Origin of the sequence: Caballeronia sp. LZ034LL (assembly GCF_031451215.1) — a bacterium.
Classification (GTDB): Bacteria; Pseudomonadota; Gammaproteobacteria; order Burkholderiales; family Burkholderiaceae; genus Caballeronia.
Genome location: NZ_JARUXR010000001.1, coordinates 2,421,806 through 2,444,733, shown reverse-complemented (window position 1 = coordinate 2,444,733; position 22,928 = coordinate 2,421,806). Strand labels below are relative to the sequence as shown.

The window sequence follows — 22,928 nt, the reverse complement described above, 5'->3', positions numbered from 1 at the left end:
CAACCAAACCGCATTGCAAACCGGCCAATGGCCTCAGAAAAAACGCCTGCGGGCGTGACCGGCCGCAGGCGTTCTCCCTCATTCTTTGCAACAGGCTTGGGTCACTTTTGGCTCACTTCACCTGCGACATCTTGCTCTGCGCCGTCGTCGCGACTTCGGTACCGGAGTACTGCGAGATGATCTGCTGAAGCGTCTGCTTGGCAGCCGCCTTCTGGCCTTGCTCGATCTGGTTGTTCGCGATCGCAAGCAGCGCTTCGGGTGCTCGCGGATGCGTCGGATAGCTCTTCACCAAGTTCTGCCAGACCGCAGTCGATCCCTTGTAGTCGCGCTGGGCATAGAGCGCGTTGCCGAGCCAGTACTGCGCCGTCGGCTGATACGGGCTCTGCGGATACTTCGCCACGAACGTTTTGAACGACGCCGCGGCGTTCTTGTAATCGCCGCTACGGAATTGAGTCGACGCCGCGTTGAACGCTTCCGTCTCGCCAGGCTGCACCGAACCGGATACGCCGTCGATCGTCTCCTGCTGCGGCTCGAATTTCTTCAGGCGCGAGTCGAGATCGGCGTAGTAGTCCTTCTGCTGCTTTTGCAGCGTCACGACCTGGTTGGTCAGATCCTCGTTCTGCCCGCGAACCGTGGCGACCTGTTGATTCAACTGGTCGATGCGGTTCTGCTGATCGAGGATCGTGCGTTGCGCGGCCTGCAACTGATTCGACAGACTGTCGGTTTTCGTGCGCAGGTCGAGCACGGCCTTGCGCGCTTCGTTGTCGTCGAAGACGCCGGCGTGCGCAGGCACGCCGAACATCGTCGAACCCACCACGCAAGCGGCTGCGGCGGCGCGCAGCAAGGGAAAGCGATACAACATAGAGCGACTCACCCGTGACAGGTTACGTTACGTGATTACTGCTGGTATGCGAGATCCGCACGGCGGTTCTGCGCGTACGACGCTTCGTCGTGACCCGTCGCCATCGGCTTTTCCTTGCCCAGGCTCACGGCTTCCATTTGCGAATCGGCCACGCCCATCAGCGACATCGCACGACGCACGGCTTCCGCACGCTTCTGGCCGAGCGCCAGGTTGTACTCGCTCGTGCCGCGTTCGTCGGTGTTGCCCTGGATCAGGACGTGACGCTCCGGATGGCTCTTCAGATACGACGAGTGTTGTTGCAGCAGCGGCTGATAGTCGTCCTTCACGGCGTAGCTGTCGAAGTCGAAGAAAATGCTGCGCTTGGCGAGCGGGCTGTTCGGGTCGTTCAGCGGGTCGATGTTGACCTGCTTCACGTCCGTCGGGTTCGGCTGCGTGCCGACTGCACCCTTGTTCTGGCCTTCGTCGAGCTTCACGCCCGAGTGACAAGCCGCCAATGCGCCGACCATCGCAACTGCCAGGCCGATACGAAGTTTCGACATCATGGTACCTCTCCTTGTGTTGTAGCTGAACGTTGTATGTGAACGTTATTGCTGGACTTATTGCATGAACGGACCCCAGGACGGCTCGCGCACCGCACCGCCCTGTACTGACAAGACTTGCCGCGTGCGACCATCGGTCGATACGGCTGCCAACACGCCACGTCCGTTCACTTGGGTGGCGTAGAGGATGTACTGACCATTCGCCGCGAAGCTCGGCGATTCGTCATGCGTCGTGTCGGTCAGCCCCGTTGCCGTGCCGGACGCGAGGTCCAGCAAATACAGCTTGAAGCCGCCGCCAGTGCGCGAAATGTACGCGAGTTGCTTGCCGTCCGGGCTCACGCGCGGGCTCGTGTTGTACGCGCCGGTGAACGTGACCCGCTGGGCCGCGCCGGCGCTTTCACCTGCCGCCGGCATCTTGTAGATCTGCGGCTGGCCGCCGCGATCGCTCGTGAAATAAATCGAGTTGCCATCAGGAGAGTAGAACGGCTCGGTGTCGATCGAGCTGCCCTGGGTCAGACGGCGCAGGCCGGAGCCGTCTGCATTGACTTCGAAAATCTGCGTGTTGCCGGTGCGCGAGAGCGCGACCGCGAGCTTGCGGCCGTCAGGCGACCACGCCGGGGCGCTGTTATTGCCCTTCTGATTCGACACGACCACGCGACGTCCCGTCGGCAGGTCGTGGATGTACACCACCGGCTTCTTGCGCTCGAACGACACGTACGCGACCTTCGTGCCGTCCGGCGACCATGCCGGAGAGATGATCGGCTCGGGGCTGGAGAGGGCGATCTTCGCGTCCTGACCATCCGAATCGGAAATCTGCAACTGGTAGCGGCCGCCCGTCTGGATGACATAGGACAGACGCGTCGCGAACACGCCGCGGCCGCCGAGCAGCTTGGCGTAGATATAGTCGGCGATCTTGTGCGCGCTCATGCGCAGGCCGCTTTCGGCGCTGACGAGCGACAGGCCGCCGAGGTTCTGCTGCTTGACCGTGTCGTAGAGACGGAAGCGCACTTCGTACTGGCCGTTCGGCAGCTTGTTCACGCTGCCCGACACGAACGCATCCGCGCCCTTGGCTTTCCAGGCGCCGAGATCGACGGTATCGCCTTCGGAGACGGGCGTGCTGCCCGCGTCGATGTTCGTGAACTTGCCGCTGCGCTGCAGATCCTGGCGGATGATCGCGCTGACCTGCTGCGGCGAACTCGCTTCATTGGCGAAGTTGGCCGTGGCGATCGGGAATTGCGTGGAGCCGACGCCGGTCACGAGTACGTTCAACTGGGCGTGTGCGGCAGTGCCGGCTGCGATCAGGCAGGACGCGACCAGCGTTCTCAGGCCAAGCTTCGTCATCAAACTCATGCTGTATAGGTTCCAGAAAAAAGCGTTTTCAAGTGTCCGCGGATTGCAGAACAGACCCGCGGACGCACGATTCGTTCCCGCTGCTTAATGCAGGCTTTCAACGCGCCTTGGCTGCTGTTGCCGAGGCATCGCGTGTCCTGCGTCATCAGCTTCCGGCCGGGCGCAGCGTGATCGTGAAGTGATCGGGCGCCTTGCCGTCGGTGTCGACGGGCATCGGATCCGATCGTTGCACTGCGCGCAATGCCGCCTGATCCCATTGCTCGTTGCCGCTCGAGCGTGTGATGTTCGCCGACAGCAACGTGCCCGACGGCGAGCAGCGCACCGACACGACCGTCTCCAGCCCGGCGGTCTCACCCGCCCACACGATGTTCGGCCGCACGCGGCGCTGCACCTTCTCCGCATAGCCCGGCGAGGTCGCATTGCCGCCCGCGCCCTTGCCGGTGCCGCTCTTCGCGAGCCCATCGCCGCTCGACGCCGTACCGCCGCCCAGCTGACCCTGCAATTGCGCGAGGCGGGCCTTGCGCTCTGCATCGACCTTGGCCTTGGCTTCGGCGGCCGCCTTGGCTTTCGCATCGGCAGCGGCCTTGGCTTTCGCATCGGCGGCCGCCTTGGCCTTGGCGTCGGCTTCAGCCTTTGCCTTGGCTTCCTGCTGTTCCTTCAACTGCTCCTGCTTTTGTTCCTGCTTCTGCGCTTCGGCCTGCTGCTGACGCTGCTTGTCCTGCTGCGCTTTCTGTTGCTGCTGCTTCTGCAGTTCGGCCTGACGCTGCTGCTCGATCTGCTTCTGCTTGTCCTGCATCGCTTTCTGCTGCGCGGCTGCGGCGGCTTGCGCGGCCTGCTGCTGGCGCTTGGCTTCCGCTTCCTGCTGGGCTTGTTCCTGCTGGCGGCGCTGTTCGGCGAGCTGCGCTTCGCGCGCGGCGGCTTCCTGTTGCTTGCGTTTCTTTTCCTGCAGCGCGATGTCCGCGTCTTCGTCCTTCGCGGGCGGCGGCGCCGGCGGCGCCTTCACTTGCGGGACGGGCGGCGTGGGGGTGGGGCGGGGCGTCGGCGCGGGCGTGTCGGGGAGCTCGGTCCAGATCTCTGCTTCAGCGCCGGCGGGCGTGTTGTTCTGCCAGTTGATGCCGTGATACAGCAGCCAGATGAGCAGCAGATGCATCAGCGCGGCCAGCGCGAACGCGCGGCCCGTGCCGCGCTCGCGCGGCGGGCGCAGAGGGCGTGCGGACGCGCCGCGCGCTGGCTGATGCTTGTTCTGCGAAACGGTCATTGCGATTTGACGAGCAAGCCGACGCGCTTCACGCCGCGCGACTTCATATCGGACATCACGTTCATGACGACCTCGTACTTCACCGTCTTGTCGGCGGCGATCACGACCGGCTGGTCAGGATGCGACTCCTGGCGGTTCAGCACGAACGTGTTGAGATCGTCCTTGGTCATCTTCTGCTCTTGCGTCGCGCCGTCGTCGTTCTTGTAGCGGACGTTCATGCTGCCGTCGGCCTTGATGTTGATGACGACCGGCGGCTGCTGTTCCTGCGGCTGCGCGTTGCCGACGGTCGGCAGATTGATGATCGAAGGCGAAACGAGCGGCGCCGTCACCATGAAGATGACGAGCAGCACGAGCATCACGTCGATGTACGGCACGACATTGATGTCGGCCATGGCGCGGCGCGAACTGCCGCGCATGCTGGAACGAATCGGGCCTGCCATCGCGGACTCCTTTCTCAGTGCGCCTGACGCTGCAGGATGTTCGAGAACTCTTCGATGAAGGTCTCGAAGCGGATCGCCAGGCGATCGATGTCATGCGCGTAGCGGTTGTAGGCGACCACGGCCGGAATTGCGGCGAACAGGCCGATGGCGGTTGCGACGAGCGCTTCGGCGATGCCCGGCGCCACGTTCGCGAGCGTGGCCTGCTGCACGTTGGCGAGGCCGCGGAACGAATTCATGATGCCCCAGACCGTGCCGAACAGACCGATGTACGGACTCACCGAACCGACCGACGCGAGGAACGCGAGATTCGCTTCGAGCACGTCCATTTCGCGCTGGAAGGCGGCGCGCATGGCGCGGCGGGAACCGTCGAGAATTGCGCCCGGATCGGTGATGCGGCGCTCCTTTCCCTTCAGGAATTCGCGCATGCCGGATTCAAAGATACGCTCCAGCGCGCCGATGGTGTGGCGATTGTTGGCCGCGCTCTGATACAGCGCCTGCAGGTCGCCGCCCGACCAGAAATCGCGCTCGAAACGCTCGGTCTGCGCACGTGCGCGGCGAATGGCAAACCATTTGCGGAAGATGAAAGTCCAGGACAGGAGCGACAGCAGCAGGAGCAGCGCCATCACCGCCTGTGCGAGCAGGCTCGCGTGAATGACGAGGGAAACGATTGACAGGTCTTGAGTATTGTTCATAAAGGTCCGCTGTAACGTCCCGAACGGGGCGTCCGGTCAAAGCGTCATGCTTTCGTGAAACGAATGTGAATAAAACGAAAGCCGCGCCGTGGCCGGCTCGTGTTCAGTAGTGCTTCCTCTGTTGCGCGGTGCATCGACCGTCTGGAGGTGCGACAAGTTCATCGGTCAGGTTCGGTCAGATCGGTCAGGACAGGCACTGCGCCCGGCGGCGTGCGGGCCGCGCCGCAGTCCGTCGGTCACCGCATCGGGAATCGCGACCGGACGGATCGATGCGCGCGCCACCGACGCGACGCGAATGTCGCCGGTCGCGAGCAGCACGCCGTCGCGCCACGCTTCCTGATGAAAATCCACCGATGCGCGTCCGAGTCGTTCGATGCGGCTCTCGACCCGGATGACATCGTCCAGACGTGCCGGCGACGAGTATTCGACGGCCGTGCGCCTCACGACGAACACGATGCCTTCGGACTCGGCGAGAACCTGCTGGTCGATGCCGCAAGCGCGCAGCCATTCGGTGCGCGCCCGCTCGAAGAACTTCAGGTAGTTCGCGTAGAAGACGATGCCGCCGGCGTCGGTGTCCTCGTAATACACCCGAATCGGCCACTCGAAGGTCAACGGATCACTCACCTGTGTGCTGCCTTGCACGCGCCGTGGGAGGTCAGACCGCCACGGCTCGCTTTTTGACAAATATTCATCGGCGGCATTTTACCGGAAGCGGACGCGACACCGCCAAATCCTTAGGCGGATCCGCGATTCAGGCGCGGTGAATTTGCAACGGTGCGAAGCTTTGCGCGATCGGCATGATCTCGATTGCGTTGACGTTCACATGCGCGGGGCGCGTTGCGATCCAGTAAATGGAGTCGGCGATGTCCTCGGGCGTGAGCGCCTGCGTGTTCTTGTATACAGTGTCCGCCTTCGCGTCGTCGCCCTTGAAGCGCACGTTCGAGAACTCGGTGCCGCCGACGAGTCCGGGCTCGATGTCGGTCACGCGCAGCGCGGTGCCTGCGACATCGGCGCGCAGGTTCAGGCTGAATTGCCGCACGAACGCCTTGGTGGCGCCATAGACGTTGCCGCCCGCATACGGATAGGTGCCCGCGACCGAACCCATGTTGAACACGTGACCGCGGTTGCGCTGGACCATGCCGGGCAGGATTGCATGCGTGATGGTCACGAGGCCCGTGCAGTTCGTGTCGATCATGTTCTTCCAGTCGTCGAGACTGGCGCGCTGGGCGGGCTCCAGGCCGAGCGCGAGGCCGGCGTTGTTGACCAGCACGTCGATCTGGGCGAACGCCTCGGGCAGCGACGCGATGGCGTTCCGGACGGCGGCTTCGTCGCGGACATCGAGTTCGAGCGGCAGGAGGGCATCGCCGAGTTCCTTCGACAGCGCGACGAGCCTGTCCTTGCGGCGCGCCGCGGCGATCACGCGATGGCCGCCCTTGACGAAGGTGCGGGCAATGGCAGCGCCGAAGCCGGCGGATGCACCGGTGACGAAGACGATCATGGGCGGACTCCGGATGAGGTTGATTGTGCAGAGCCGGAGCAGGTAGGGACGCGCGTCCGGCAACGGCGCAAAGGGTACTTCCATTGATGCATCGCGGCAAGCAATCGCGGGTGCGAACGATCGTGCTTTAAGTGCCGTCCCGCGCCATCCGGCGGGCCTGGGGAGTCGGTTGCCTAAAGCGGGGCCGCCCATTACACTACAACGCTCAAACCCCGCGTGACTGGCGATAGAATCTTCGGATTCAAGGTGGAGCGACCCACCAGGAAGCGCGGAGCGTCGTTTTGCCGTTCGCCTGGGCAGCTGAGATCCGCACGCCGTTGCTGCGTTGCCGGTGGCTGTCCGCCTTGCGAAATCGGATTCTTCCCTCATCCGTCGCGCCTGGACATCCTCGGTGTCCAGCGTTCCCTGCGTCTGCTTCGAAGTCTGCTCTGAAGTCAACTTCGAACATGGCGCGCGCGCGATCCGGTCAACCTGTATTGAACTCACGGAAAACGTATGTTTGACAGAGCCGAAAGTACCCTCGCCAAAGTCGATCCCGAACTGCTCAAGGCGATCGAGCAGGAAAACCGCCGCCAGGAAGATCACATCGAGCTGATCGCGTCGGAAAACTACACCTCGCCGGCGGTCATGGCCGCGCAAGGTTCGCAACTCACCAACAAATACGCCGAAGGTTACCCAGGCAAGCGCTATTACGGCGGTTGCGAGTACGTGGATGTGGTGGAGCAGCTCGCCATCGACCGCGTGAAGGAACTGTTCGGCGCGGAAGCAGCGAACGTGCAGCCGAACTCCGGCTCGCAGGCCAACCAGGGCGTGTTCTTCGCGGTGCTCAAGCCGGGCGACACGATCATGGGCATGAGCCTCGCCGAAGGCGGCCACCTGACGCACGGCTCGCCCGTGAACATGTCGGGCAAGTGGTTCAACGTGGTGAGCTACGGCCTGAACGAAGCCGAAGACATCGACTACGAAAAGACCGAAGCGCTTGCCAAGGAACACAAGCCGAAGCTGATCGTCGCGGGCGCTTCGGCGTTTGCGCTGAAGATCGACTTCGAGCGTCTTTCGAAGATCGCGAAGAGCGTTGGCGCTTACTTCATGGTGGACATGGCGCACTATGCCGGTCTGGTTGCCGCCGGCGTGTATCCGAACCCGGTGCCGCATGCGGACTTCGTCACCACGACCACGCACAAGAGCCTGCGCGGCCCGCGCGGCGGCGTGATCCTGATGAAGGCCGAGTTCGAAAAGCAGATCAACTCGGCGATTTTCCCGGGCATCCAGGGCGGTCCGCTGATGCACGTGATTGCCGCCAAGGCCGTTGCGTTCAAGGAAGCGCTCTCGCCGGAGTTCAAGACCTATCAGCAGGCCGTGGTCGAGAACGCGCGCGTGCTGGCGGAAACGCTGGTGAAGCGTGGCCTGCGCATCGTCTCGGGCCGTACGGAAAGCCACGTGATGCTGGTCGACCTGCGCGCGAAGAAGATCACCGGCAAGGCTGCTGAAGCCGCACTGGGCGCCGCGCACATCACCGTCAACAAGAACGCCATCCCGAACGATCCGGAAAAGCCGTTTGTCACGAGCGGCGTGCGTCTCGGCTCGCCGGCCATGACCACGCGCGGCTTCGGCACGAAGGAAGCGGAGATCGTCGGTAACCTGATTGCCGACGTGCTCGACAACCCGGAAGATCAGGCGAACCTCGAGCGCGTGCGCGCTCAAGTGTCCGACCTGACCAAGCGTTTCCCGGTCTACCGTTAATCTGCGAGTCCGACGCTCATGCGCTGCCCGTTCTGCCGACACGAAGACACCCAGGTCGTGGATTCTCGCGTGTCGGAGGACGGCGCGGCGATCCGGCGCCGGCGCCGCTGTCCCGCGTGCGACAAGCGCTTCACCACGTATGAACGGGTGGAGCTGGCGCTGCCTTCGGTCGTCAAGAAGGATGGCAGCCGCGTGGAGTTCGACCGGCGCAAGATCGTTTCCAGCATGCAGCTCGCGCTCAGGAAGCGGCCCGTTGCGGCGGATGCAGTGGATGCGTCCGTCGCGCGTATCGAGTACCAGTTGCTCGGCAGCGGCGAGCGTGAAGTGCAGAGCGAGCGGCTCGGCGAACTCGTCATGAACGAGTTGCGCCAGCTCGACACCATTGCCTACGTTCGTTTCGCTTCCGTCTACAAGCGTTTCGAGGACGTCTCCGAATTCGAGGACGTGCTCGAGGAATTCCGGCGCGCCGCGCCGAAGAAAACCACTACGCGCAAGCGCTGATTTTTCTCGCATCTCTTTCTCCCAGACAGGTTTCCAGCCGTTCGTCCGCGCAGTGTGCCGGGCTTCGGGCGGCGTGAACACTCGTCCATCCGGCTAATGGCGGCCGGCATGTTTTGTCGCTAGATTGGGCTCTCCGGCTCAATTCATTCGATAAGGCATGCAGATGGTCCACAAGCTTCACCGGCTACCTCCAGGTTTCACACTCGTCGAGCTGTGCGTCGTGCTCGCCGTGATGGCGATCGTCGCGATGTTCGCCGCGCCCTCGTTCGTGTCCTGGCAAATGCGCGATCAGGTCGATGCCCGCGCGCACGCGCTCTTTTCCACGCTTTCACTCGCTCGCGCCGAAGCCATTCGGCGCGGCGTGCGCGTCACGTTGTGCCGGATCGATGCGGCGCGTCGCTGCCTCGCGGCCGGACGCAGCTGCGAGGGCGGCGCCATCGACTGGTCGTGCGGCTGGGGGCTGTTCGTCGAACGAGAGGGCGTACCGGTGTTGTTGCGGTTGCAGACGGCGATGTCGTCTGTATCCATTGCGGGAACGTCGAGTGACATGTCGTTCACGCCGCCCTCGGGGCAGGTGATCGGCGGATTTCGCAGTTTCGAGTTCGCTTCACGCGGTAGCGAATCTTCCGCGAGCGCGGCGCTGCGGCGCTGCATCCGCATCGCGGCGGGCGGGCGCGCGCGCATGACGCAGGGCGCGTGCGGAGCATCGGCATGAAGCAGGTTCAACGCGGCGACTCGCTGGTCGAGGTGATGATCGCGCTCTCGCTCGCGGCGGTGACTGCCTTGGGAGTGACCGGCCTGCAGAGCGCGCTGGCGCGGGGCGAGCGCATGGCGCTGCTGCGCGAGCGCGCCGCGCTCATTGCGGATTCCGTTGCCGAAAGCATGCGCGGCGACGCGGATAGCGCGGCAATCCTGTCGCAATGGCGCACGAGAGCGGCGTCCATGCTTCCCGCGGGTGATGTCGCCGTGTTCGATCGCGCAGCCGGCGTGCATGTCGCGACCGTGAGCTGGCGCGCGGAGGAGAGTGGGCAGGCTTGTCCGGAGCCGCAGGCGCCGCCGCGCTCGTCGTGCGTTGCAGTGGCGTTCGCACGATGAATCCGCGCATCCGGTTCTCAGCCTCACGCTCACGCGGGCACACGCTGCTCGAACTGAGCATCGCACTCGCGCTGGGCCTGTCGATCGTGAGCGCATGTCTCTCGCTCTACCGCGCCCAGCGCGCGGCTTTCGACCGAGCCGCCGACGCCGTGCGCATGCATGAAGCCGCGTCGGTCGCGCTGGACATGCTCGGTCAGCAGTTGCAGATGGCAGGATTCAACGCCGACCTCGACCCGCACGCCGCGCTGGACGCGCCGCTCTTCGGTTGTGCGCAGGGGCGCGTGATCGGCGATGAGGCCGCTGCTTCCTGCGAGACGCTCGCGAGCCGCTCCGACGGCGTGCAGGTCCGTTACGCGGCCGACGTCATCGCCACCTGGCCGACTTCCGGCGGTGCGCCCACCGACTGCCTCGGCCAGGCGGTCCCCGACGCCTACGCCACGATTCGCTTCCATGCGAAGGCGAGCACCTCCACCGGCGAGCCCGAGCTTTATTGCGAAGGCAACGGCAAGCAGGCGCAGCCGATCGTCGAGGGCGTCGAGCGTATTCGCGCGCTGTACTGGCTGCCGGGCGCGCCCGTCGCGCTGGCCGCTTCGGGTATTGCGCGCGCACGCTGGAAGGAGGTGCATGCTGTCGATCTCTGCGTGCTGGTGCGCGGCTTCACGGCGCAGGCGAAACGCCGCGTGAATCATATCGATTGCGACGGCGCCCCCGCCTACAGCGATGACGGCCGCGCCCGACAAGCCTTCTGGCGGCGCGTCGCGCTGCGCAATGCGCCGCTTTTTTCGGCGCGCGAGACCGGCTGAGCCATGAAAGCACCTTCACGCTCACGTTCACATTCGCGCGGCGCCACGTTGCCCATCGTGCTGATGCTCGCCGCGATGATGCTCGTCACTGCGAGTGCCTGGCTGCAAGGCTCGCTGGTCGCGGCGCGCTCGACGGTCGCCACGCGCGAACGGGCCCAGGCATTTCACGCGGCGGACGGCGCGCTGCTCCGCTGCACCGAAATGCTCGCGGCAGCACTGCCGGCGACGAACAGCGAGCCAGCGCGCTGGCGCTCGAAGGCTTCGTTCGAAGGCGCGGCGGCCCCTGCCGTCAAGCCATTCGACACCTGGCCGTATGCCTATCGCGCGCCGCAATGCCTGATCGAAGCGTGGGCGCATCCGTCGGGCACGGCCGAGGTCTCCTACCTGATCACCGCGCGCGGTTTCGGCGCCACGCCGGACTCGGAAACGTGGCTGCAATTGCGCATCGACGTCGCCGACGACGTCAGCGCGCAGCATTGGCGGCGCGTCGTCGCCCGACCGTTCTGAGAGGTGCGCATGAAACGCGTCGAAGCAACGAGGCAGGCAGCGTTCAGTCTGCTCGAATTGATGATCGCGCTTGCCGTGGCCGCGGTCATGGCGGCTTTCGCCGTACCGGCCTATCGGACGCATGTGACTAAGGCGCATCGCGTCGACGCCGCCACTGCGGCGCTCAAGGCGGTCCAGTTCGTCGAAACGGCGCGGCTCGCACAGGTCGCGGCCGGCGGCGATGCCATCGTCCTGAGCGCGGGCTTCGATCAGGCGCCATCGAACGGCAGAGCAGTCTATCGCCTCGCCGTGCTGCCCGAGAACGCCACCAATGGCGGGTATGGAATCGAAGCCACGCCGGTCTCCCCCGGTGCGATGCAGGATGACGCGTGTGGTGTCTTCGTCGTCGATGCCACCGGACTGCGCTGGAATCGCGCGCCCGGGGCGACTGCGTCGCTGGACGCGGCGCAGTCGCTTGCCTGCTGGGCGGGGAGAATGTAGCGGGGCGGGAGGGCGTCAGAAGACCGTCGGATCGACGGCGTCGTTCGATGTCTCGGGCGTGTTCGACTTCATCTGCTGATAGATGCGCCAGGCTTCCCAGCCGGCAAATCCAAGGCCGCCCCACTTGAGCAGCGGCTTGGCGCCGCTCAGGAGCTTGGTCCGCACCGTCTTGGTGAGCACAAGCGAGGCGACGGAGCCGATGATCGGATACTGCTTGAACAGCACGCCGATGTTCTTCGATCCGAGCAGCGATCCCAGCATCCCGCCGACGCCGCCCGTCGACGCGCCACGGCCGCGTTTGCTCCAGCGGCTGGTGCCGCCGCCCGGGATCAGGAAGCGCAGGAAGCTGAAATGCGTGATGGACGAGCGCAGGTCGTGCGTGGCCTGGCGCATTTCCATGCGTTCAACGTCCGCGCGCGCAATCAGCAGTTCCTTGCGCAGCGCGCGCATGTGCGGCGTGCGCAGCTTCTGCATCTTGTCGCGCTTCGGCGTCTTGAAGGTGTCGTCTTGTTGGCTCATGGCGGATTCAGGTACGCGGATCGGGGATCAACGAAACATGTCGCGGTCCTTGCGGAACTCGGTGAGTGTGTCGTCGAACAGGTGCGGCGCGTCGCGCAGGTTGCTGCGCGCCCGCAGGCCGCATGCGATTGCGATCAGCGCATACAGCAGCGTGATGCCGCCCAGCGCCTGCCAGCGGTAGGTGTCCCAGAAGAAAATCGCGATCAGGACGGTCAGCGAGATGAGCGCCATCATCGCGAGCATCATGGCGGCAAGTCCGAGAAACAGGACGCCGATCAGACGTTCCTTCTCTTCCTGGAGCTCGATGCCGATCAGTTCAAGGCGCGTCTCGAAGATGGCGAAGGCGGAGGTCAAGATGCGTCGCAATGGTCCGGGGGACGATTGCTGCGGTGGCCGTTCTGTCGTCATGGCTTGAATGCGAGAAGCGCAGTGGTGCCGCTTGGTGTGCTTCCGGCCGGCGCGCGGAGCGGCCTGCCGGTACGAATGTCGAGCCGCGGTCGAGCCGCGCGCCCGGGCAAGGCGCTTTCGGTTCAGTCCGGTTGCGACCCCGACGGATACGGGTTCAGCAAACAACGGGCCATTGACCTCGACAGCAAGTCAGGCCCGTGCGTTCTCTACTTTCGGTTGATGAGCAGGCCGATCACCATACCGAGGCCGGCCGCAATGCCAATGGACGCCCACGGATGTTCATGCACATAGTCATCAGTGGCGCGCGCCGCTTTCTTGCCTCGTTCAATGACGACGACTTGCGCATCGGCGGCCTTTTCCTTCGCCTGCTTGAGGCGGGCAAGCGCGGTCTCGCGCAGCTCGGAGGCGCGTTCACCGGTGGCGGTCGCCGCTTGCTTCAAAAGGTCTTCGGCGTCAGCGAGTACGGTTTTGATATCCGACATGAATCGCTCCTTGTTGATTTCTGACATTAAAGGCTCCAATCGATGAGGCTACGCGAATCGTAACCAAAGATGGGGTCGCTGACGAGGAGGCTGACTCTCGCGGGCCAGATGACGCAGATTTCATTCCAGTTCCGCAAAGGGCAAGCCGACGCGGCCCGCGGCGCTGTGACTGGTCAAAGCTTCGACATCATCCAGAATGGATACGATCTGTCCCGTAAAAGTTTCAGCGGCATATCGAAAGTTACAAAGGCGTGCCTTTCCAAAATGCAAAGAGCCGGCAAGTGCCGGCTCTTTCACGCCATCGAAACCAGGCCAGACGAAGCCATCAGAAGAACGCCTGAATGCCCGTCTGCGCGCGTCCGAGGATCAGCGCGTGGATGTCGTGTGTGCCTTCATAGGTGTTCACCACTTCCAGATTCACCAGATGCCGCGCGACGCCGAATTCGTCGGAGATGCCGTTGCCGCCGAGCATGTCGCGCGCGAGGCGAGCGATATCCAGCGCCTTGCCGCACGAATTGCGCTTCATGATGGAGGTGATCTCCACCGCCGCCGTGCCTTCGTCCTTCATACGTCCCAGACGCAAGACGCCTTGCAGACCCAGCGTGATTTCCGTCTGCATGTCGGCAAGCTTCTTCTGGATCAACTGGTTCGCCGCCAGCGGCCGGCCGAACTGCTTGCGATCCAGCGTGTATTGCCGGGCCGTATGCCAGCACGCCTCGGCGGCGCCGAGCGCGCCCCACGATATGCCGTAGCGCGCCGAGTTCAGGCACGTGAACGGACCCTTCAGGCCGCGCACGTCCGGCAGCAGGTTTTCTTCCGGCACGAACACTTCGTCCATCACGATCTCGCCCGTGATCGACGCGCGCAGTCCCACCTTGCCGTGGATCGCCGGGGCGGACAGTCCCTTCCAGCCTTTTTCGAGGATGAAGCCGCGGATCTCGTCACGGCCGTCTTCCTCCAGCTTGGCCCAGACCACGAAGACGTCCGCGATGGGCGAATTCGAGATCCACATCTTCGTGCCGGAAAGCGAATAGCCGTCCTGCACCTTCTTCGCGCGGGTCGTCATGCCGGCGGGATCGGAGCCGGCGTTCGGCTCGGTCAGCCCGAAGCAGCCGATCCATTCGCCGCGCGCGAGCTTCGGCAGGTACTTTTCCTTTTGCGCGTCGCTGCCGAAGGTGTTGATCGGCACCATGACGAGCGACGACTGCACCGACATCATCGAGCGATAGCCCGAGTCCACGCGCTCCACTTCACGCGCGATCAGGCCGTAGCACACATAGTTGAGACCCGGGCCGCCGTACTGTTCCGGAATGGTCGGCCCGAGCAGGCCGAGTTCGCCCATCTCGCGGAAGATCGACGGATCCGTCTTTTCCTCGCGGAACGCCTGCGTCACGCGCGGCTGAAGCTTGTCCTGCGCGTAGGCGCGGGCCGCGTCGCGCACCATGCGTTCTTCTTCGCTCAGTTGCTGATCCAGCAGCAGCGGATCTTCCCAGTTGAAACGGGCGGCTTCGGCCATGTGCGATCTCCTGATTCAGTGAAAAGCGCTGCCCCGGGCGGGATGTCGTATCAGGAACCCGGGCACGCGCGCTTGACATGCGTTCCGCTAGGCGAAACAATGTTTTGCAAATCAGCCTTGAGTCTAGCATCCGATGTCAGTCGGCTCCAATCGAAATTCCACGCCCGCTTCATTGCGCCATGTCGCGCCGGAAGACCTCGACGAGCGCAAGTTCGTGGTTGCGCTGGCGCGCGGGCTCGATCTGCTGCGCGCGTTCCGTCCGGGCGAGACGCTGCTCGGCAATCGCGATTTCGTCGAACGCACCGGCTTGCCGAAGGCGACGGTCAACCGCCTCGCCTACACGCTGACGATACTCGGCTATCTGCGCTTCGACGAATCCGCCGGCAAATATGCGCTCGATACCGGCGTGCTGTCGCTGGGTTTCACGTTGCTGGCGGAGTCGGACACGCTCGAACTGGCGCGTCCGCACATGCGCGCGCTGGCCAAGGAGATCGGCGCGGCGGTATCGCTGGGCTGCCGTGACGGGCTCGACATGATCTATCTCGACACCATCCGCAGCGAGACAGCACTGACGCTGGGCCTGGCGCCCGGCTCGCGGCTGTCGATGCTGACGAGTTCGATGGGCCGTGCCTGGCTCGCCGTGCAGGAACCGGCGGCGCGGGAGGCGTTGCTGGATGAGCTCGGCCGCAACGAGGGTGCGGACAAGGTCGATGCAGCGCGCGCCGCGCTCGACGAATTCGCGCGCGATGGCTGCTGTTACTCGTTCCGCGAATGGCACGACGACGTCAACGCCGTCGCCGCGCCGTTCCGCGATTTGCGCAACGGGCGCTGGCTGGTGCTGTCGAGCAGCGGGCCGGCTTCTTCGATGGGCGAGTCGTATTTCCGCGAGACCATCGGCCCGCGTCTCAAGGCGCTGGCCGCACGGCTGGCCTGAGCGCCTGACGCTTACAAGACTGTCCGGACGTGCCACAGCTCCGGAAACAGCACGACATCGAGCATCTTGCGCAGATAGGACGCGCCGGCCGTACCGCCCGTGCCGCCCTTGAAACCGATGATGCGCTCGACCGTCGTCACATGCCGGAAGCGCCATTGCCGGAACGCGTCTTCCAGGTCGACCAGTTCTTCCGCCATCTCGTACAGGTCCCAGTGCCGCGACGGATCGCGATACACCGCGAGCCAGGCCGCCTCGACGGACGGGTCGTGGAGGGTCGGCTGCGACCAGTCGCGGTTCAGGCGCGCGGGATCGATCTCGAAGCCGCGCCGGGCCAGCAGGCGAATCACTTCGTCGTAGAAGGAAGGCGCTTCGAGCGCTTCCCGCACCTGAGCGTGGATTTCCGGGCGATGCGCGTGCGGCTTCAGCATTTGCTCGTTCTTGTTGCCGAGCATGAATTCGATCTGCCGGTACTGATGCGACTGGAACCCCGACGATTGTCCGAGATACGGACGCATCGCGGTGTATTCGGAGGGCGTCATCGTCGCGAGGACGTTCCACGCCTGCACCAGCTGTTCGAAGATGCGCGACACGCGCGCGAGCATCTTGAACGCGGGCGGCAGTTCGTCGCGATGCACCGCCGCCAGGGCCGCGCGCAGTTCGTAGAGCGCGAGCTTCATCCACAGCTCGCTGGTCTGATGCTGCACGATGAACAGCATCTCGTTGTGATCCGGCGAGAGCGGATGCTGCGCGCTCAGGATCGCATCGAGGCCGAGATAATCGCCGTAGCTCATCGAGTCGGTGAAATCGAGCTTGGCTTCGTGCCAGCCTTCTTTCTGACCGGCGCCGGTGGTGTCGCCCGTGTTGGTCGTGTTCGTCGCGCCATGCCCGAACGGGCAGCCTTGGGTCTGGGTCATGATCGTCGTCCGTTCAGGTCACCGACGCCCGCTCGGCGAATTCGGGCGCCCGCCAGCTTTCGGTCGCGAGCACGTCGCGCAGGATCTCGACGGCATCCCACACATCGACGAACCGCGTGTAAAGCGGTGTGAAGCCGAAACGCAGGATGCGCGGCTCGCGATAATCGCCGATCACGCCCCGCGCGATCAGCGCCTGCATCACCTCATAACCGTTCGGATGCTCGAAGCTCGCCTGCGAACCGCGCTGTGCGTGCTCGCGCGGCGTGGCCAGCGACAGCGGAAATTCGCCGCAGCGCGTCTCGACGAGCTCGATGAACAGATCGCTCAGCGCGAGCGACTTGCGGCGCAGCGCCTGCATGTCGGTTTGCAGGAAGACATCGAGACCGCACTCGACCAGCGCCATCGACACGATCGGCTGGGTGCCGCACAGGAAGCGGCCGATGCCGTCGTCCGGACGATAAACCGGGTTCATTTCGAACGGTTTTTTGTGGCCCCACCAGCCGGACAGCGGCTGCGAGAACGCGTTCTGATGCCGCTTCGGCACCCAGACGAAGGCCGGCGATCCAGGGCCGCCATTCAGGTACTTGTAGGTGCAACCGACCGCGTAATCCGCGCCGACGCCGTTCAGATCGACCGGCACCGCTCCAGCCGAATGCGCGAGGTCCCACACGGCAAGCGCGCCCGCGCGCTGGATCATCGGCGTGAGCGCGGCCATGTCGTGCATGGCGCCCGTGCGGTAGTTGACGTGCGTGATCATCGCGAGCGCCGTGTGCTCGTCGATGGCGGCGGGCAGTTCGGACGGATCGTCGACCAGGCGCAGCTCGTAGCCGCGGTCCAGTTGTTCGATCAGGCCTTGCGCGATGTACAGATCGGTCGGGAAGTTCGAACGTTCGGAGACGATCACGCGGCGCTTCGGATCGCGCTCGTGCGCCAGCTTCAGCGCCGCCGAAAGAACCTTGAACAGATTCGTGGAGATCGTGTCGGTCACGACGACTTCATCCTCGGCCGCGCCGATCAACGGCGCGAGCTTGTTGCCGAGGCGCTTCGGCAGCGCGAACCAGCCGGCCGTGTTCCAGCTGCGGATCAGGCCTTCGCCCCATTCCGCGCCGATCACGCTCGCCGCGCGCGCCGCAGCGGCCTTCGGCGGCACGCCGAGCGAATTGCCGTCGAGATAGATCACGCCGTCAGCGAGGGCGAACTGCTTGCGCAGGGCGTTGAGCGGGTCGTCGCGGTCGAGCGCCGCAGCTTCGTCACGATGTCGCATCGAAAATTCCATTTCTGTAATAAAGATCGGCTATGACTATGAATCAGGCCAGCGGACGCAGGACGGCGCGCACCGGGCTGGCGTCGAGCGTGGACAGTTTGAGCGGCAGGGCGATCAGTTCGTAATCGCCCGGCGCGACGGCATTGAGCACCAGGCCTTCGAGGATCGCCATGCCGTGGGCGCGGATGCGCCGGTGTGCGTCCATGGTTTTCGATTCCTGCGGATCGAGCGACGGCGTATCGATGCCGATGAGCTTCACGCCGTGCCGGGCCAGCAGGTCGATGGTCTCGGGTGCGACCGCGGTGAAGGCGCTGTCCCACGCGTCGAGCGGCGCATTCCGATAGGTGCGCAGCAGGACGCGCGGCGGCATGCCGTCGAGTTTCCCGGCAACATGCTCCGGCAGCACGAGCGGCGAGACGCCGACGCAATGCACGACCCGGCACGCGCCGAGATAGGTGTCCAGCGCGACGGCGCCGATCGGCGCGCCGTGTTCGTCGTAATGGAGCGGGGCGTCGGCGTGCGCGCCGGTGTGCGGCGACAGCGTGAGCCGCGCGACGTTGACCGGCGAGCCCGCTTCCATGCGCCACACGCGCTCGATGCCGACAGGCGTATCGCCCGGCCAGACGGGCGTGGCGGGTTCGATGGGCGGGGAAATATCCAGCAGCGTCATGACGCGCCTTAGCAGAAAGCGTGGAGATGCGTCAAATCATAGTCGTGTTGTCTCGCAAGGTGCTTGCGAAATAAATACCCAAAAGTGTCGCGCTTAGAACATAATTCGATGAAACGGGCCTAGGGGAATCAAAAATGACCGGCTTCACGCTCGATGCAACGGATTGCCGAATTCTGGCGGTACTGCAGGAAGATGGACGGATCAGCAACCTGGACCTGGCGGAGCGCATTTCGCTCTCGCCGTCGGCGTGCCTGCGCCGAATGCGTCTGCTCGAAGAGGAAGGGGTAATCGCGAGCTATCGCGCGTGCCTCGACCGCGAACGCCTCGGTATCGAACTTGAAGCGTTCGTCCACGTCTCGATGCGCAACGACGAAGAAAACTGGCACGAGAAGTTCGCCGCCGCCGTGCGCGACTGGCCGGAAGTGGTCGGCGCGTTCGTCGTCACCGGCGACACGCACTACGTGCTGCGGGTGCTCGCGCACAACCTCAAGCACTATTCCGACTTCATTCTCTCGAAGCTGTACAAGGCGCCCGGCGTGATCGACATCCGCTCGAACATCGTGCTGCAAACGATGAAGGACGACGCGGGCGTGCCGGTCGCGCTGATCGACCAGCCGGCCGTGCGGATCGAGCGGGCGTCCTCGGTGGCGTCTTCGGCGGTGGCCTCAGGGACGTCTTCAGCGGCGTCCTGAGCGAGGCGAAGTTCCGAATCAGTCCAGCGGCCCGAGGGTATGGAAGCCGCCAGCCTGAAAGACGAGCGGCGCGGCGGGGTCGCCATCTTCGCGCACGCCGCAGCGCTCCACTTCGCCGACGAAGATCACGTGATCGCCTTCGTCATAGCGGCTGCGGTTATGACACTCGAACCAGGCGATGGCCCCGTCCAGCACGGGCATGCCACTGTCGCCGGCCGCGTGCGACACGCCCGCGAAACGGTCGCCCTTGACCGTCGCGAAGCGCCGGCACAAGTCGAGCTGCGACGCCGCCAGCACATTGACCACGTAGTGACTGTTCGAGCGGAAGACCGCCATGGACGCCGACCGGGTCGCGAGGCTCCACAGCACGAGCGGCGGGTCGAGGGACACGGAGTTGAACGAGCTTGCCGTAATGCCGATAGGCTGACCGGACGGCGTGAGCGTCGTGATGACGGTGACACCGGTCGCGAACTGGCCGAGTGCGGTGCGAAACGCTGACGGGTCGAAATTCGGGGCTTTGGCGCGTGTCATGGTGCGGATGGGCGGTCGAGTCTGCCGTGTGCTACCGAGCCGGCCGCGCGTCGCGCTTCAGTCGGTGAGACTTTTCGGAAGTCATGTAAAAACAGGTGATGTGTTGCGATTCTAGCGGAATCGGCTGTCGCCGGACGTTCAAGGCCGTACCGGGCAAGCAGGTTTTCTGCCTGCGAGGCCCTTCAGCGTCGCCTGTCCAAACCCAATAAACTCGATGAATGATCCCGGCCGCGCATGCATTGAAGAAGCGGCCGTGCGCATCCATATGCATGATCCGCGGCAAGCGCCGCATGCACTTGATGAGGAGTTGCGCCTTATGACTCAGCAGACCCAGCAGAACGAGCAGGCCGGATATGAAACCGCGACGCTCGGCGGCGGATGTTTCTGGTGTACCGAAGCGGTGTTTCTGGCCGTGCAGGGCGTGGCATCGGTCGAATCGGGCTACGCGGGCGGCAAGGTGCTGAATCCGTCGTACGAACAGGTCTGCGGCGGCGACACCGGCCACGCCGAAGTGGTGAAGGTCGTGTTCGATCCTGCCGTCATCGGCTACCGGGAAATCCTCGAGATCTTTTTCGCGACCCACGATCCGACCCAGCTCAACCGCCAGGGCGCCGACACCGGCACGCAGTACCGCTCCGTCGTGTTCACGCATTCGGACGAGCAGCGCAAGATTGCGCTCGACGTGATCGAGGAACTCCAGCGCGAAGATATCTACGGCGGCAGGATCGTCACGGAAGTCAGCCCGCTCGACGGCAACTACTATGCCGCCGAGGCCTATCACCAGAACTTCTTCGCGCAGCATCCGGAGCAGGGCTATTGCGCGGCGGTCGTCGGGCCGAAGGTCGCCAAGTTCCGCAAGAAGTTCGCGCATCGCCTCAAAGCGTGATGAGGTAAAGGCGTGAGCGCGCCTACGAGGCGCGTTCGCACGCCGCGGCAATGCCCCGCGCCAGCTCGAAGCACGTGAGCGGCGCGGAGCCTTCCGCCTTGTTGTTCGCCGCGATCACCACCGGCTGGCCCGCGATCGCATATTGCGCGGCCAGTTCGGCCAGCGCTTCGCGCGTGTCGAGGTCCTCGTCGACGATCCGGTCGAACGGCTCGTACTTTGACTTCGCCTGCTCGTAGCGGAAGCCGCTGTGCAGGCTCCAGCGCACGACGAGCGGTCCCAGGCCGTCCTCATCCAGCAGCGCGAGCGCTTTGGCCTGGCGGCGCACGTCGGGCATGCGCGCGTGCACGCCGATGCAATAGCGCACCTTCGCCTCCCGCAGCGCGCGGATGAAACGCGGCGTCAGCATGACCGCGTCGCGTATTTCCACCGCGTAGCAGGCGTCGCCTTCGAGCGGCGGCAGCGCTTTCAGAAATTCATAGAGACGGTCGATGAACAACGCCGGCTCGACCACCAGCGCATCCGGCAGCGGCGAGAACTGGAACACCAGCGCGCCCGCTTTCGCACCCAATCCGCCGATGCAGGGTGTCACGAATTCATCGATGGCAATTTGCGCGTTCAGAAACGCGGGATTGTCCGCGTCGGGCGCGCCGCGTTCGCCGCGCACGAAGGCATCGGTGACGGAGGCGGGCGCCTTGACGATAAAGCGGAAGTGATCGGGCACCTGCGACGCATAGCGTGCGTATTCGGCGAGCGACAACGGCGCGTAGAACGAGCGGTCGATCGATACGCTTCTGAGCAGCGGATGCGCGCCATAAGCGGCGAGACCGTCGCGGGAGAGCTTGGTGTTCGAATAGTCGTCGCCGTAGACGATGCCGCGCCAGCCCGGAAACGACCATGTCGAGGTGCCGAGATGGATCGAATCAGGAAGGCGTTGCGCGAGCAGTTCGAGTTCGGGCTGCGACGGCGCGGGCAGTACGCCGCGCGCTTTGGTGGACTTGGGCGTCGGCTTCGGCGGGGGCTTCGAAGGTTCACCCACCACAGGCGCAGGCTCGCCGAACAGGTCGAGGGTGTCCTCGTCCGGCCCGCCCGCGTCGTGCTGCGTGAGATCGCGGTTCAGAGCGCCTTCTCGTAGATATAGCGCCGCGACCACGGCAGCGTCTTCGCGCTGCGTCCCGCCTTGCGGCAGATCACCTGGTAGATCGACACGTCGTCGTTTTCGAACGCATACGCGCAGCCCGCCAGATACACGCGCCAGATGCGGAAATGCTCGTCGTCCACGAGCTTCTTCGCTTCCTCGGCATTGGCCTCGAAGCGGTCGGCCCAGACGTCGAGCGTGTGCGCGTAGTGACGGCGCAGGCTTTCGACGTCGAGCGCCTCCAGACCGCCTTCCTGCATCGTCTGCAAGGCGAGGCTGATGTGCGGCAGTTCACCGTCCGGGAACACGTATTTGTCGATGAACTCGCCGCCGCCGAAGGACGTTTCACCGCTGTCGGCGTCCGACGAGGTGATGCCGTGATTCATCGCGACGCCGTCATCGACGAGCAGTTCGCGGATCTTCGCGAAATAGGCCGGCAGATTCTTGCGCCCGACGTGCTCGAACATGCCGACGCTCGTGATGCGGTCGAACTGCCCCGGGATGTCGCGGTAATCCTGGAGGCGGATCTCAATTTTGTCTTCGAGCCCGGCGGCCTTGACGCGTTCGGTCGCCAGCTTGAACTGGTTTTCCGAGAGCGTGACGCCGACGCACTTCGCGCCGAACTTCTGCGCCGCGCGTATCACGAGCGCGCCCCAGCCGCAGCCGATGTCGAGCAGCGTGTGCCCCGGCTGCACCTGGATCTTGGTGAGGATGTGGTCGATCTTCTTGAGCTGCGCGGTGTCGATGTCTTCGTCGCCGTTCTCGAAGTACGCGCAGGAGTAGACCATGTTCTTGTCGAGCCAGAGCTGGTAGAACTCGTTCGACACGTCGTAGTGGTACTGAATGGCTTTCTTGTCCGACGCCTTCGAGTGCGTGAAGTAACGCCGCACGCGGGCCAGCTTGCTGGCGCTGGTCACCGTGCTCTTCGCGAGCGAATAGCCGATGTTGATGATGTCGCTCAGCTTCCCTTCGATGTCGATCTTGCCTTTCACATAGGCTTCACCGAGATTGTCGAGGGTCGGTTCGAGCAGGTACTGCAGCGCAGTCGCGCTCTTCACATGCAGCGTCACCTGAGGCGCGGCGAACTGGCCGAAGTCATGCTGCTGGCCATCCCACAGCACGAGACGCGCGGGCAGGTTGGCCCGGTCCCGCACTTCCTCAACCCATTGCGTCAGCTTCTTCTCCCAGAACATGCTTGTTTCTCCGCGC

28 protein-coding genes and 1 riboswitch are annotated in these 22,928 nt (G+C 64.4%); of the genes, 10 read left to right on the top strand and 18 right to left on the bottom strand.

Going from position 1 to position 22,928, the window contains the following annotated elements:
• Nucleotides 1-112: 112 nt before the first annotated feature.
• The 8 genes from ybgF to ydfG all read right to left on the bottom strand — a co-directional run bounded on the left by ybgF (nt 113) and on the right by ydfG (nt 6,639).
• Nucleotides 113-862: a tol-pal system protein YbgF gene (gene ybgF, locus QCE83_RS11240; RefSeq protein ID WP_309809706.1), complete on the bottom strand. Its 750-nt coding sequence runs from the start codon at nt 860-862 to the stop codon at nt 113-115.
• Nucleotides 863-897: 35 nt separating this feature from the next.
• Complete coding sequence (pal, locus tag QCE83_RS11235) at nt 898-1,404, bottom strand: peptidoglycan-associated lipoprotein Pal (RefSeq protein WP_309809705.1); 507 nt, start codon at nt 1,402-1,404, stop codon at nt 898-900.
• Nucleotides 1,405-1,458: 54 nt separating this feature from the next.
• Nucleotides 1,459-2,751 carry a Tol-Pal system beta propeller repeat protein TolB gene (gene tolB / locus QCE83_RS11230; protein WP_309809704.1) on the bottom strand — a complete coding sequence of 431 codons (1,293 nt, stop codon included), beginning with the start codon at nt 2,749-2,751 and terminating at the stop codon, nt 1,459-1,461.
• A gap of 145 nt (nt 2,752-2,896) precedes the next feature.
• The gene (tolA, locus tag QCE83_RS11225; protein ID WP_309809703.1) at nt 2,897-4,009 is read right to left on the bottom strand and encodes a cell envelope integrity protein TolA; all 1,113 of its coding nucleotides are present in this window, start codon (nt 4,007-4,009) and stop codon (nt 2,897-2,899) included.
• Nucleotides 4,006-4,449: a protein TolR gene (gene tolR, locus QCE83_RS11220; protein WP_309809701.1), complete on the bottom strand. Its 444-nt coding sequence runs from the start codon at nt 4,447-4,449 to the stop codon at nt 4,006-4,008. The genes tolA and tolR overlap by 4 nt, the downstream gene beginning before the upstream one ends.
• A 14-nt stretch (nt 4,450-4,463) precedes the next feature.
• Entirely contained in the window at nt 4,464-5,141 is a 678-nt protein-coding gene (gene tolQ, locus QCE83_RS11215; RefSeq protein ID WP_016346195.1) for a protein TolQ, read from the bottom strand.
• Between the two features lie 165 nt (nt 5,142-5,306).
• A complete protein-coding gene (gene ybgC / locus QCE83_RS11210) occupies nt 5,307-5,765 on the bottom strand; it encodes a tol-pal system-associated acyl-CoA thioesterase (protein WP_309809696.1) in 459 nt (152 codons plus the stop codon).
• A 127-nt stretch (nt 5,766-5,892) separates the two neighbouring features.
• On the bottom strand, nt 5,893-6,639 hold the full coding sequence (ydfG, locus tag QCE83_RS11205) for a bifunctional NADP-dependent 3-hydroxy acid dehydrogenase/3-hydroxypropionate dehydrogenase YdfG (protein ID WP_309809694.1): 747 nt from the start codon (nt 6,637-6,639) through the stop codon (nt 5,893-5,895).
• A gap of 206 nt (nt 6,640-6,845) precedes the next feature.
• A riboswitch (ZMP/ZTP riboswitch) is annotated at nt 6,846-6,944 on the top strand.
• A 190-nt stretch (nt 6,945-7,134) separates the two neighbouring features.
• On the opposite strand from ydfG, the gene glyA reads away from it, so the two are divergent.
• The 7 genes from glyA to QCE83_RS11170 all read left to right on the top strand — a co-directional run bounded on the left by glyA (nt 7,135) and on the right by QCE83_RS11170 (nt 11,768).
• Nucleotides 7,135-8,382 (top strand): serine hydroxymethyltransferase, encoded by a 1,248-nt coding sequence (gene glyA / locus QCE83_RS11200; protein ID WP_309809692.1) that lies wholly within the window; start codon nt 7,135-7,137, stop codon nt 8,380-8,382.
• 18 nt (nt 8,383-8,400) lie between these two features.
• A complete protein-coding gene (gene nrdR / locus QCE83_RS11195) occupies nt 8,401-8,883 on the top strand; it encodes a transcriptional regulator NrdR (RefSeq protein ID WP_309809690.1) in 483 nt (160 codons plus the stop codon).
• Nucleotides 8,884-9,040: 157 nt separating this feature from the next.
• Nucleotides 9,041-9,598, top strand: a complete 558-nt coding sequence (locus tag QCE83_RS11190; protein ID WP_309809688.1) for a GspH/FimT family pseudopilin — start codon at nt 9,041-9,043, stop codon at nt 9,596-9,598.
• Entirely contained in the window at nt 9,595-9,978 is a 384-nt protein-coding gene (locus tag QCE83_RS11185) for a prepilin-type cleavage/methylation domain-containing protein (RefSeq protein WP_309809686.1), read from the top strand. Before QCE83_RS11190 ends, QCE83_RS11185 begins: the two co-directional genes overlap by 4 nt.
• Nucleotides 9,975-10,781, top strand: coding sequence for a PilW family protein (locus QCE83_RS11180; protein ID WP_309809684.1), 807 nt, complete (start codon nt 9,975-9,977; stop codon nt 10,779-10,781). Before QCE83_RS11185 ends, QCE83_RS11180 begins: the two co-directional genes overlap by 4 nt.
• A 3-nt stretch (nt 10,782-10,784) precedes the next feature.
• On the top strand, nt 10,785-11,288 hold the full coding sequence (locus QCE83_RS11175) for a hypothetical protein (protein ID WP_309809682.1): 504 nt from the start codon (nt 10,785-10,787) through the stop codon (nt 11,286-11,288).
• A gap of 9 nt (nt 11,289-11,297) precedes the next feature.
• On the top strand, nt 11,298-11,768 hold the full coding sequence (locus QCE83_RS11170; protein ID WP_309809680.1) for a type IV pilin protein: 471 nt from the start codon (nt 11,298-11,300) through the stop codon (nt 11,766-11,768).
• 15 nt (nt 11,769-11,783) lie between these two features.
• On the opposite strand, the gene QCE83_RS11165 is transcribed toward QCE83_RS11170, so the two are convergent.
• The 4 genes from QCE83_RS11165 to QCE83_RS11150 all read right to left on the bottom strand — a co-directional run bounded on the left by QCE83_RS11165 (nt 11,784) and on the right by QCE83_RS11150 (nt 14,693).
• The gene (locus tag QCE83_RS11165; protein WP_309809677.1) at nt 11,784-12,287 is read right to left on the bottom strand and encodes a DUF3318 domain-containing protein; all 504 of its coding nucleotides are present in this window, start codon (nt 12,285-12,287) and stop codon (nt 11,784-11,786) included.
• A 27-nt stretch (nt 12,288-12,314) separates the two neighbouring features.
• Nucleotides 12,315-12,695, bottom strand: coding sequence for a phage holin family protein (locus QCE83_RS11160; protein WP_309811670.1), 381 nt, complete (start codon nt 12,693-12,695; stop codon nt 12,315-12,317).
• A 206-nt stretch (nt 12,696-12,901) separates the two neighbouring features.
• Nucleotides 12,902-13,204 (bottom strand): DUF883 family protein, encoded by a 303-nt coding sequence (locus tag QCE83_RS11155; RefSeq protein WP_309809675.1) that lies wholly within the window; start codon nt 13,202-13,204, stop codon nt 12,902-12,904.
• A gap of 298 nt (nt 13,205-13,502) precedes the next feature.
• Nucleotides 13,503-14,693 carry an acyl-CoA dehydrogenase gene (locus QCE83_RS11150; protein ID WP_309809672.1) on the bottom strand — a complete coding sequence of 397 codons (1,191 nt, stop codon included), beginning with the start codon at nt 14,691-14,693 and terminating at the stop codon, nt 13,503-13,505.
• A 133-nt stretch (nt 14,694-14,826) separates the two neighbouring features.
• On the opposite strand from QCE83_RS11150, the gene QCE83_RS11145 reads away from it, so the two are divergent.
• Nucleotides 14,827-15,627, top strand: a complete 801-nt coding sequence (locus QCE83_RS11145) for an IclR family transcriptional regulator (protein ID WP_309809670.1) — start codon at nt 14,827-14,829, stop codon at nt 15,625-15,627.
• An 11-nt stretch (nt 15,628-15,638) separates the two neighbouring features.
• Here the strand turns inward: QCE83_RS11145 and kynA are convergent, their stop codons facing one another.
• From kynA to kynB, 3 genes are read right to left on the bottom strand one after another with little or no spacing between them, the layout of a single operon-like run.
• Nucleotides 15,639-16,541, bottom strand: a complete 903-nt coding sequence (gene kynA, locus QCE83_RS11140; protein ID WP_309809668.1) for a tryptophan 2,3-dioxygenase — start codon at nt 16,539-16,541, stop codon at nt 15,639-15,641.
• A gap of 13 nt (nt 16,542-16,554) precedes the next feature.
• On the bottom strand, nt 16,555-17,805 hold the full coding sequence (kynU, locus tag QCE83_RS11135) for a kynureninase (RefSeq protein ID WP_309809666.1): 1,251 nt from the start codon (nt 17,803-17,805) through the stop codon (nt 16,555-16,557).
• A 43-nt stretch (nt 17,806-17,848) separates the two neighbouring features.
• Nucleotides 17,849-18,475, bottom strand: a complete 627-nt coding sequence (kynB, locus tag QCE83_RS11130; RefSeq protein WP_309809664.1) for an arylformamidase — start codon at nt 18,473-18,475, stop codon at nt 17,849-17,851.
• Nucleotides 18,476-18,609: 134 nt separating this feature from the next.
• Here kynB and QCE83_RS11125 point away from each other — a divergent pair, with 134 nt between their 5' ends.
• Entirely contained in the window at nt 18,610-19,167 is a 558-nt protein-coding gene (locus tag QCE83_RS11125; RefSeq protein WP_309809662.1) for an Lrp/AsnC family transcriptional regulator, read from the top strand.
• A gap of 18 nt (nt 19,168-19,185) precedes the next feature.
• Here QCE83_RS11125 and QCE83_RS11120 read toward each other — a convergent pair whose 3' ends face one another.
• The gene (locus tag QCE83_RS11120; RefSeq protein WP_309809660.1) at nt 19,186-19,698 is read right to left on the bottom strand and encodes a flavin reductase family protein; all 513 of its coding nucleotides are present in this window, start codon (nt 19,696-19,698) and stop codon (nt 19,186-19,188) included.
• A gap of 316 nt (nt 19,699-20,014) precedes the next feature.
• Here QCE83_RS11120 and msrA point away from each other — a divergent pair, with 316 nt between their 5' ends.
• Nucleotides 20,015-20,584, top strand: coding sequence for a peptide-methionine (S)-S-oxide reductase MsrA (gene msrA, locus QCE83_RS11115; RefSeq protein WP_309809658.1), 570 nt, complete (start codon nt 20,015-20,017; stop codon nt 20,582-20,584).
• A gap of 22 nt (nt 20,585-20,606) precedes the next feature.
• Here msrA and QCE83_RS11110 read toward each other — a convergent pair whose 3' ends face one another.
• Nucleotides 20,607-21,701: a DUF72 domain-containing protein gene (locus QCE83_RS11110; RefSeq protein ID WP_404984764.1), complete on the bottom strand. Its 1,095-nt coding sequence runs from the start codon at nt 21,699-21,701 to the stop codon at nt 20,607-20,609.
• Nucleotides 21,698-22,912: a cyclopropane-fatty-acyl-phospholipid synthase family protein gene (locus tag QCE83_RS11105; RefSeq protein ID WP_309809656.1), complete on the bottom strand. Its 1,215-nt coding sequence runs from the start codon at nt 22,910-22,912 to the stop codon at nt 21,698-21,700. The genes QCE83_RS11110 and QCE83_RS11105 overlap by 4 nt, the downstream gene beginning before the upstream one ends.
• Nucleotides 22,913-22,928: the final 16 nt, after the last annotated feature.

Excerpts from the sequence above, each read along its gene's own strand:
- ydfG (WP_309809694.1), bottom strand. The coding sequence starts at position 6,639 with ATGATCGTCTTCGTCACCGGTGCATCCGCCGGCTTCGGCGCTGCCATT.
- QCE83_RS11165 (WP_309809677.1), bottom strand. The coding sequence starts at position 12,287 with ATGAGCCAACAAGACGACACCTTCAAGACGCCGAAGCGCGACAAGATG.
- QCE83_RS11125 (WP_309809662.1), top strand. The coding sequence starts at position 18,610 with ATGACCGGCTTCACGCTCGATGCAACGGATTGCCGAATTCTGGCGGTA.
- QCE83_RS11145 (WP_309809670.1), top strand. The coding sequence starts at position 14,827 with ATGTCAGTCGGCTCCAATCGAAATTCCACGCCCGCTTCATTGCGCCAT.
- kynB (WP_309809664.1), bottom strand. The coding sequence starts at position 18,475 with ATGACGCTGCTGGATATTTCCCCGCCCATCGAACCCGCCACGCCCGTC.
- pal (WP_309809705.1), bottom strand. The coding sequence starts at position 1,404 with ATGATGTCGAAACTTCGTATCGGCCTGGCAGTTGCGATGGTCGGCGCA.
- QCE83_RS11120 (WP_309809660.1), bottom strand. The coding sequence starts at position 19,698 with ATGACACGCGCCAAAGCCCCGAATTTCGACCCGTCAGCGTTTCGCACC.
- QCE83_RS11175 (WP_309809682.1), top strand. The coding sequence starts at position 10,785 with ATGAAAGCACCTTCACGCTCACGTTCACATTCGCGCGGCGCCACGTTG.
- QCE83_RS11180 (WP_309809684.1), top strand. The coding sequence starts at position 9,975 with ATGAATCCGCGCATCCGGTTCTCAGCCTCACGCTCACGCGGGCACACG.
- nrdR (WP_309809690.1), top strand. The coding sequence starts at position 8,401 with ATGCGCTGCCCGTTCTGCCGACACGAAGACACCCAGGTCGTGGATTCT.
- QCE83_RS11155 (WP_309809675.1), bottom strand. The coding sequence starts at position 13,204 with ATGTCAGAAATCAACAAGGAGCGATTCATGTCGGATATCAAAACCGTA.
- QCE83_RS11170 (WP_309809680.1), top strand. The coding sequence starts at position 11,298 with ATGAAACGCGTCGAAGCAACGAGGCAGGCAGCGTTCAGTCTGCTCGAA.
- kynU (WP_309809666.1), bottom strand. The coding sequence starts at position 17,805 with ATGCGACATCGTGACGAAGCTGCGGCGCTCGACCGCGACGACCCGCTC.
- tolA (WP_309809703.1), bottom strand. The coding sequence starts at position 4,009 with ATGACCGTTTCGCAGAACAAGCATCAGCCAGCGCGCGGCGCGTCCGCA.
- tolR (WP_309809701.1), bottom strand. The coding sequence starts at position 4,449 with ATGGCAGGCCCGATTCGTTCCAGCATGCGCGGCAGTTCGCGCCGCGCC.
- ybgF (WP_309809706.1), bottom strand. The coding sequence starts at position 862 with ATGTTGTATCGCTTTCCCTTGCTGCGCGCCGCCGCAGCCGCTTGCGTG.
- QCE83_RS11160 (WP_309811670.1), bottom strand. The coding sequence starts at position 12,695 with ATGACGACAGAACGGCCACCGCAGCAATCGTCCCCCGGACCATTGCGA.
- kynA (WP_309809668.1), bottom strand. The coding sequence starts at position 16,541 with ATGACCCAGACCCAAGGCTGCCCGTTCGGGCATGGCGCGACGAACACG.
- QCE83_RS11190 (WP_309809688.1), top strand. The coding sequence starts at position 9,041 with ATGCAGATGGTCCACAAGCTTCACCGGCTACCTCCAGGTTTCACACTC.
- tolB (WP_309809704.1), bottom strand. The coding sequence starts at position 2,751 with ATGAGTTTGATGACGAAGCTTGGCCTGAGAACGCTGGTCGCGTCCTGC.
- QCE83_RS11185 (WP_309809686.1), top strand. The coding sequence starts at position 9,595 with ATGAAGCAGGTTCAACGCGGCGACTCGCTGGTCGAGGTGATGATCGCG.
- tolQ (WP_016346195.1), bottom strand. The coding sequence starts at position 5,141 with ATGAACAATACTCAAGACCTGTCAATCGTTTCCCTCGTCATTCACGCG.
- QCE83_RS11150 (WP_309809672.1), bottom strand. The coding sequence starts at position 14,693 with ATGGCCGAAGCCGCCCGTTTCAACTGGGAAGATCCGCTGCTGCTGGAT.
- glyA (WP_309809692.1), top strand. The coding sequence starts at position 7,135 with ATGTTTGACAGAGCCGAAAGTACCCTCGCCAAAGTCGATCCCGAACTG.
- QCE83_RS11105 (WP_309809656.1), bottom strand. The coding sequence starts at position 22,912 with ATGTTCTGGGAGAAGAAGCTGACGCAATGGGTTGAGGAAGTGCGGGAC.
- msrA (WP_309809658.1), top strand. The coding sequence starts at position 20,015 with ATGACTCAGCAGACCCAGCAGAACGAGCAGGCCGGATATGAAACCGCG.